The sequence below is a fragment of the Streptomyces sp. NPDC058665 genome (assembly GCF_042714995.1).
Classification (GTDB): Bacteria; Actinomycetota; Actinomycetes; order Streptomycetales; family Streptomycetaceae; genus Streptomyces.
On the sequence record NZ_JBHXRX010000014.1, the window covers coordinates 149,635 to 157,402 of the forward strand.

At 70.6% G+C, this 7,768-nt stretch carries 4 protein-coding genes and 1 pseudogene; 1 reads left to right on the top strand and 4 read right to left on the bottom strand.

Going from position 1 to position 7,768, the window contains the following annotated elements; translation table 11 throughout:
* Positions 1–197: 197 nt before the first annotated feature.
* Positions 198–1,772, top strand: a complete 1,575-nt coding sequence (locus ACFWV8_RS12070; RefSeq protein ID WP_384200130.1) for a sodium:solute symporter family protein — start codon at positions 198–200, stop codon at positions 1,770–1,772.
* A gap of 196 nt (positions 1,773–1,968) precedes the next feature.
* Here ACFWV8_RS12070 and ACFWV8_RS12075 read toward each other — a convergent pair whose 3' ends face one another.
* The 4 genes and pseudogenes from ACFWV8_RS12075 to ACFWV8_RS12090 form a co-directional block, all read right to left on the bottom strand.
* Entirely contained in the window at positions 1,969–3,084 is a 1,116-nt protein-coding gene (locus tag ACFWV8_RS12075; protein WP_384200132.1) for an ADP-ribosylglycohydrolase family protein, read from the bottom strand.
* A 153-nt stretch (positions 3,085–3,237) separates the two neighbouring features.
* Positions 3,238–5,853: a bifunctional FO biosynthesis protein CofGH gene (locus ACFWV8_RS12080; RefSeq protein WP_384200134.1), complete on the bottom strand. Its 2,616-nt coding sequence runs from the start codon at positions 5,851–5,853 to the stop codon at positions 3,238–3,240.
* Between the two features lie 235 nt (positions 5,854–6,088).
* Complete coding sequence (locus ACFWV8_RS12085; RefSeq protein ID WP_384200136.1) at positions 6,089–7,426, bottom strand: FtsX-like permease family protein; 1,338 nt, start codon at positions 7,424–7,426, stop codon at positions 6,089–6,091.
* A 3-nt stretch (positions 7,427–7,429) separates the two neighbouring features.
* A pseudogene (locus tag ACFWV8_RS12090) lies at positions 7,430–7,768 on the bottom strand (hypothetical protein); the annotation flags it as partial.

Sequence of the window (7,768 nt, forward strand, 5' to 3'; positions counted from 1 at the left end):
GCTCACATGGTCAAGAACTGGCAAAATGGTTCGGCTTTCTGATCTGCGTTCACATCTCTGACCGTAGAAACTCTTGACCCGCTACCGCGAGTAGCGGTTCAATCCCCGAAGTCCCCGCTCCCGCACGGGGGCGCCGCTGATCGGACGTACTGGCGAAGCGCACCCACGTTCACAAGGCGGACCCCTGGAGGGGGCACATGAACAGTCTCGACTGGACCGTGCTCATCGGATACTTCGGTGTGATGGTGGCGATCGGCGTCTGGTCCCACAGGCGCGTGGGCGACGTCCATGACTACTTCACCGCCGGCGGCAAGATGCCGTGGTGGCTCTCCGGTATCTCGCACCACATGTCCGGGTACAGCGCGGTGATGTTCACCGGGTACGCGGCCATCGCGTACACCTACGGCGTCACGTCGTACGTCACCTGGTCCTTCCCCATCGCCATCGGCATCGCGATCGGGGCCAGGCTCTTCGCTCCCCGGCTCAACCGAGTGCGGTCGCGGTTGCGGGTGTCCTCGCCGCTCGAATATCTCAAGAACCGCTACAACCTGCCGACCCAGCAGGCGCTCGCCTGGTCCGGTGTGCTGCTGAAGATCGTGGACGTCGGCGCCAAGTGGGCCGCCATCGCGACCCTGTTGTCCGTCTTCACCGGTGTCTCGCTCAACATGGGCATCCTGATCACTGGCGCGGTCACCGCCGTCTACTGCACGGTGGGCGGACTGTGGGCCGACGCGCTGACCGAACTGGGGCAGTTCATCATCCAGTTCGTCGCCGGTATCGCGATGCTCGTCGCCGTCCTGGCGGAGCTGGGCGGGTTCAGCAGCCTGTGGAACGTCTGGGACGAGCCCGAACTCCAGGGCCACACGGAGCCGTTGGCCGGGCCGTACATGATGGTCTTCCTGATCGCGTATCTCTTCATCAAGACCTTCGAGTACAACGGCGGCATGTGGAACCAGGCACAGCGCTACATGGCGACCGACTCCGCCAAGTCCGCGACGCGTTCCGCCGCCCTGTCGGCCGTGCTGTGGCTGATCTGGCCGCTGGTGCTGTTCTTCCCCATGTGGGTCGCGCCGGTGCTCATCGACACCGACGTACCGGCCGACAGCTACGCGCTGATGGCCGAACAGCTCCTGCCCCACGGCCTGTTGGGCCTGGTCATCGTCGGCTTCTTCTCGCACACGATGGCCATGTGCTCCTCGGACGCGAACGCCATCGCCGCGGTCGTGACCCGCGACATCATGCCGGCCGTCTCCCGTCGCGTACGGGAGTGGGACACCCGGGTCGGGCTGCTCGCGGCCCGCTGGACGACGCTGCTCTTCCTCGGTCTGTCGATGGCCATCGCGACGCAGGTCAACTCGCCCTTCTTCGGCGACATCATCACCGTCGTCATCAAGTGGGTCGCCGGACTCATGGGGCCGATCGCGATCCCGCTGATGCTGGGTCTGCTGCCCTGGTTCCGCAGGAGCGGTCCCACGGCCGCGCTGATCAGCTGGGCCGTCGGTCTGGTCACCTTCTGGCTGGTCAACTATCCGATCAGCTGGAACGTGGACGGCGGAGTGCCGCTCCAGTACCAGGTGTCGATCCCGCTCGCCGTCTCGCTCGTCCTCTACGTCCTGATCGGCTTCGTCAAGCCGGAGGACACACCGGAGCGCGACGCCGTACTCCAGAAGATCAACAACGACGACGACGGTTCGGACGCCGTCGCGGCGGTGCCGGTGCCGGCGGAGCCGGGCGACGCGAAGCAGCCCGGCCGCGAGGGCGCGTCCGGCTGACGGACCCGCGTCCGGCGCGGTGCCGGGCCCGGACTCGCTCCACCGGGCCCGGCCGGTGGCCGGTTCGTCCTCGATCGCCGGACCGGCTTGAGATGCCCGCCGGACGGGCCGCGCATCAAGCCCGTCCGGCGATCGAGGACATACGCGGGCCACGAGTGGCGCAACCCCGCCAACGGGCCTGGCCCCAGGACACCCCTCAGCCCCGCGGATACCTCGTCAGCCAGCCCGACGCCGTGACCGCCGGGCTGTGCAGCGCCGGCCCCTGCGTCATCTCCATCGCGAAGTCGTCCGCGATCTCCAGCAGCGTCGGCCGTCCCTCCAGCTCGGCCAGCCACGCGGGCGGCAGCGCCGTCTCCCCGTGCATCGCGCCGAGCAGGGCCCCGCACAGCGCCCCCGTCGCCGACGACGGCCCGTCGTGGTTCACCGCCAGCCGCAGACCGTGGCGTACGTCCTCGCCGACCAGCGCGCAGTACACGGCCACCGCCAGCGAGTCCTCCGCCGCCCCGCCCTCCCCGAGCACCGCCACCCGGCCCGGGGTCGGGATCCCCTGCCGTACGGCTCCGAGCGCCTGCCCCAGCGCGTCGGTGACGGGCTGATGGCCGGGCCGCTGGGTCAGCAGCGCCAGGGCCCGCTGCACGGCCGCGTCGACGCTGTCGCCGCGGGCGACGGCGTGCACGATCACCGCGAACGCGCCGGCCGACAGATACGCGGTGGGATGGCCGTGCGTCTGCGCCGCGCACTCCACGGCGAGCTGGCACACCAACTGTGGCTCCCAGCCCACCAGCAGCCCGAACGGCGCCGAGCGCACGAGCGCGCCCGCGTCGCGCGCCGTCGGGTTCTTGGGCTTCTCCAGCGTGCCCATCACGTCGTCCGCCAGCCCGGTCAGACAGGGCCGCGTGGGGTCCCGGCGCGCGTACAGCCACTCCTCCTGCGCGAGCCAGCCGTTGTCCTTGCGGCGCTCGTCGGGTCCCCAGTCGCTCTGGGTGGCCGCCCAGCGCAGATACGCGCGGTGCACGTCGGTCGGCGGGTGCCAGGCGCCCGTGTCGCGCCGGACCTGGGCGCGGATGAGGCCGTCGACGGTGAAGAGGGTCAGCTGGGTGGCGGCGGCGACCGCGCCGCGTCTGCCGTACGCGGGGGCGAAGTCGGTGACGCCCTCGGCGCCGTGCGCCGTGCGGGTCTCGTCGAGGGTGAGCGTGTCGACCCCCGCGCCCAGCGCGTCGCCGATCGCTCCCCCGAGGAGGCAGCCACGGACGCGGCTGCGGAAGTCCTGCTGTTCCGCCCGTCCCCATATGGCGGTGGCCGGCCTGTTCACGCGTCCCCTCCCTCCCGTTCCACGGAACGCACGTCTGGCGCAGCACTGTAATCGAACGGGAACGGACGGTTGAGCACGGGCGGCAGGTGGCTGGTGACAGGCCGGCGAGTGGCCGGTGACTGGCAGGACACCGGCCCCGGTCACCCGCCCCCGTCACTCCGCGGGCAGCAGCGGCAGCAGCTCCGGCAGGTGCCCGTCGGACGCCGTCGCCGCCCGTACACGCTCCTCGGGCACCTCCCCGTACAGCGTGGTCCGCGGCCTGGCCGGCCTGCCCGCGGCCTCGGCGATGGCGATCAGGTCCTTGACCGAGCGGTACGAGCCGTAACTGGAGCCCGCCATACGGGAGATGGTCTCCTCCATCAGCGTGCCGCCGACGTCGTTCGCGCCGGAGCGCAGCATCTCGGCGGCGCCTTCCGTGCCGAGCTTGACCCAACTGGTCTGGATGTTGGTGATGTACGGGTGGAGGAGGAGGCGGGCCATCGCCATCACCGCGCGGTTGTCCCGGGCCGTCGGCCCCGGGCGGGCGATGCCGGCCAGATAGACCGGCGCGTTGGTGTGGATGAAGGGCAGCGTGACGAACTCGGTGAAGCCCTCGCGCCCCGCCTCCAGCGCCTTGCGCTGCATACCGGCCAGCGTGCGGAAGTGCCCCAACCAGTGGCGGGGCTGGTCCACATGGCCGTACATCATCGTCGAGCTGGAGCGGATGCCCAGCGAGTGCGCGGTCTCCACGACCTCGATCCAAGTCGCCGTCGGCAGCTTGCCCTTGGTCAGGATCCAGCGCACCTCGTCGTCCAGGATCTCGGCGGCGGTGCCCGGGATCGAGTCGAGCCCGGCCTCCTTCGCGGCCGTGAGCCATTCGCGGATCGACATCCCGGTGCGCGAGGCCCCGTTGACGACCTCCATGGGTGAGAAGGCGTGCACATGCATACCGGGCACGCGCTTCTTCACGGCGCGCGCGATGTCGAAGTACGCCGTCCCGGGCAGGTCGGGGTGGATACCGCCCTGCATGCACACCTCGACGGCGCCGAGGTCCCACGCCTGCTCGGCGCGGTCGGCGACCTGGTCGAGGGAGAGGGTGTACGCGTCGGCGTCCGTACGGCGCTGGGCGAAGGCGCAGAAACGGCAGCCGGTGTAGCAGACGTTGGTGAAGTTGATGTTGCGCGTGACGATGTACGTGACGTCGTCGCCGACCACCTCGCGGCGCAGTTCGTCGGCGATCCGGGTCAGCGCGTCGAGCGCGGGACCGTCCGCGTGCAGCAGCGCGAGCGCCTCGTCGTCGGTGAGCTTCGTCGGGTCCGCGGCGGCCTGCTTCAGCGCCTGCTTGACATCGGTGTCGATGCGCTCGGGCACCATGCCGGGCGCTGCGGCCTCCCTCAACGCGTCCCAGTCGCCGTACACATGGTCGAAGTCGTCGCGCCGGTCGCCGGTGCGGCCCTCGGTGTCGATGGTGCGGTGCAGGTCCGTACGGCCGGTGGCGGTGAACCCCTCGTCGGGCTCCTGCCACGGCAGCCCGGCCGGCTTGACGTCTTCGCGGGCGAGCCCGGTCGCCGGGTCGGCGAGCGCGCGTACGTGCGGCATCACGCGCGGGTCGAGCCAGGGCTCGCCACGCCGGATGAACTCCGGGTAGATCGTGAGCCGTTCACGCAGCTCGAACCCGGCCGCTGCGGTGCGCTCCGCGAGTTGGTCGATGTGCGGCCAGGGGCGCTCGGGGTTCACATGGTCGGGGGTCAGCGGCGAGACGCCGCCCCAGTCGTCGATGCCGGCGCCGATGAGGAGCGCGTACTCCTCGTCGACGAGGTTCGGCGGGGCCTGGATCCGGGCGGCCGGGCCGAGGAGATGCCGGGCGACGGCGATGGTCGCGGCCAGCTCCTCCAACTCGGCGTCGGGCATGGCGCGCATCGCGGTGTCGGGCTTGGCGCGGAAGTTCTGGACGATGACTTCCTGGATGCCGTGGTAGGCGCGGGCGGTGCGGCGCAGTTCGAAGAGGGAGTCGGCGCGCTCCTCGTGGTTCTCGCCGATGCCGATCAGAATGCCGGTGGTGAAGGGAACGTTGGACCGGCCCGCGTCTTCGAGCACCCGCAGCCGTACGGCCGGCTCCTTGTCCGGCGAGCCGTGGTGCGGGCCGCCGGGCTCGGACCAGAGCCGGGTGGCGGTGGTCTCCAGCATCATGCCCATGCTGGGCGCGACGGGCTTGAGCCGCTGGAAGTCGGTCCAGCCGAGCACGCCGGGGTTGAGGTGCGGGAGAAGACCGGTCTCCTCCAGTACGCGGATGGCCATGGCCCGTACGTACGCGAGCGTGTCGTCGTACCCCTCCGCCGCCAGCCACTCCCTCGCCTCGGGCCAGCGGTCCTCGGGGCGGTCGCCGAGCGTGAACAGCGCCTCCTTGCAGCCCATTTCGGCGCCCTCGCGGGCGATGGCGAGGACTTCGTCGGGCGACAGGAACATGCCGTGGCCGGCGCGGCGGAGCTTGCCGGGGACGGTGACGAACGTGCAGTAGTGGCACTTGTCGCGGCAGAGGCGGGTCAGCGGGATGAAGACCTTGCGGGAGTACGTGATGATCCCGGGGCGTCCGACGGCTTCGAGCCCGGCGTCGCGGACCCGCGCGGCGGACGCGGCCAGGTCCTTCAGGTCGTCGCCGCGCGCCTGGAGCAGAACGGCGGCCTCACCGACGTCGAGCGCGACACCGTCCCTGGCGCGTTTGAGGGCGCGGCGCATGGCGTTGGCGGATGGGGAGGGGGAGCCGGAGGGGGACGTGGCGCTCGTCGTCATGTTCCGAGCATACGAGCGGGGTCCGACGATTCCGGGGTGGCGAGGGGCAGGTGAGCGGATGCCCACATTCGGGTGACGACGGGGAATAACGGCCGACGGCACCAACCGGCCGGGCCGGAAAGCCCGGAGGGGCAGTCGCTGTGTGCGACTGCCCCTCGGCGGCTTTTCCTGTCGGTGCGGTGCTGTCCGGTCTGGTGCCGTCCGGCGCGGCGCCCGTGCTGTCCGGTGCGTCATGTCAGGCGGCCAGTGCCACCGCCTCGACAGCCGGGGTGCGCAGGCCCCGGTAGGCCGTACCCACGCTGGTGACGATCGTCGCGGCGGCGCCGATGCCCACGACGGCCAGCCAGATCCCGAGGCTCTGGTCCGGGACGGCCGTGTCGGTGCGGACGATGCTGAACGAGACGATCCCGGCGAGCGCCGACAGCGTCGCGAAGAACACCCCGAAGACCGTCAGGATCAGCGATTCGAGACTGATCATGCCCAGGACCTGACCCGGCGTGGCGCCGGTGAGACGCTGCTGGCCGAACTCCCTGGTGCGGTAAGTGGTCGCCGCGTAGAGGCTGTTGACCAGCATGATGCAGGCGAAGACCACGATGATGCCGGCGATCACGAAGTTGAGGGTCTGGACGCTCATGTCCTCGCCGGACCGGGTGAGGCCGGCGGCCTCGGCCGCGTCGTTCTCGATGACCTGCATGTAGAAGATGGCCGTGGCGATGCTGATGAAGAGGATGAGCGGCATGAGCACGCTGGAGAGCTGCGCGGCGCGCTGCCGCATGTTGTGGATGGTCAGGTAACCGCTCGCGCCGAAGACCAGGGTCAGCGGCTTGGTCAGGGCACCGAGCAGGATCCGCAGCAGTGCGGGCGAGAGGATCGCGAAGCCCGCGGCGAGCAGGATGGCACCGTAACCGGGGGCTGCCATCAGCGCGACGTCCGTCTTGTCCATGGCGAAGGTGGAGCCGACGGTGCCGGCGCCCAGGAACAGGGCGGCGACGCCGGCGAAGGTCTTCGCCCGGCCGCGGGACTTACGGCCGCCGGCCGCTTCCTTGGTCGCCCGGCGGACCGCGAGGAACGCGGCGCCGACGGACGTCAGCAGGGTGACCGTCGCGCCGAAGGTCAGCGCGATCGGGCCGAAGACATGGTCCACACCGGCGGCGACCTGGTCGGTGTCCTTGAAGACTTCGAGCAGCTGCGCGCCGCCGATCATCGCGGGCACGATGGCCAGCAGCGTTCCGGCGATCCCGACCACGGCGGCCTCGAAGACCACCATCCGCTTGATCTGCGCGGGAGTCGCGCCGCTCCGGCGCAGGAGTGCGATCTCCTCGCCGCGCTGGCGGACGTTGACGGTGAGGGTGGAGGCGATGGCGAAGAAGACGAGAAGGGCGCCGTAGCCGCCGACCACGTTCGCCGCCGTGGTGATGGACTCCTTGCTGAGACTGTCGATGCCCGGAGTCGCCGCGGTGTCGTGCATCGAGCTGAAGGTCATGATGATCGCCGCGCCCAGGAAGGTCGAGAGCAGGGTGGCGATGAAGCGCCCGGGGCGCCGGCGGATCGAGCTCATGGCGAGAGTGAACATGTGTCAGACCCCCGCGAACGCGTTGTCGGCGGACCGGTCGGCGAGCCGGCCGGCGGAGTGGGCTCCCGAGTGGGCTCCCAGGTGTGCCGCCGGGTTGACGGTGTCCCCGAGGTGCGCGAGGCGCTCGGCGACCGCGTCGACGGTCGGGCGGTCGATCTGCCCGGCCAGACGGCCGTCGGCGAGGAAGATCACGGAGTCCGCGAAGGAGGCGGCGACCGGGTCGTGGGTGACCATGACGACGGTGCGTCCGTGGATCCGTACGCTCTCCTGGAGGAGCCGCAGCACGCCTCGTGCGCTGCGGATGTCGAGCGCGCCGGTGGGCTCGTCGGCGAAGATCACGCT

Bases quoted from the DNA above. Each gene is read 5' to 3' on its own strand.
- ACFWV8_RS12070 (WP_384200130.1), top strand. From the start codon at position 198: ATGAACAGTCTCGACTGGACCGTGCTCATCGGATACTTCGGTGTGATG.
- ACFWV8_RS12080 (WP_384200134.1), bottom strand. From the start codon at position 5,853: ATGACGACGAGCGCCACGTCCCCCTCCGGCTCCCCCTCCCCATCCGCC.
- ACFWV8_RS12085 (WP_384200136.1), bottom strand. From the start codon at position 7,426: ATGTTCACTCTCGCCATGAGCTCGATCCGCCGGCGCCCCGGGCGCTTC.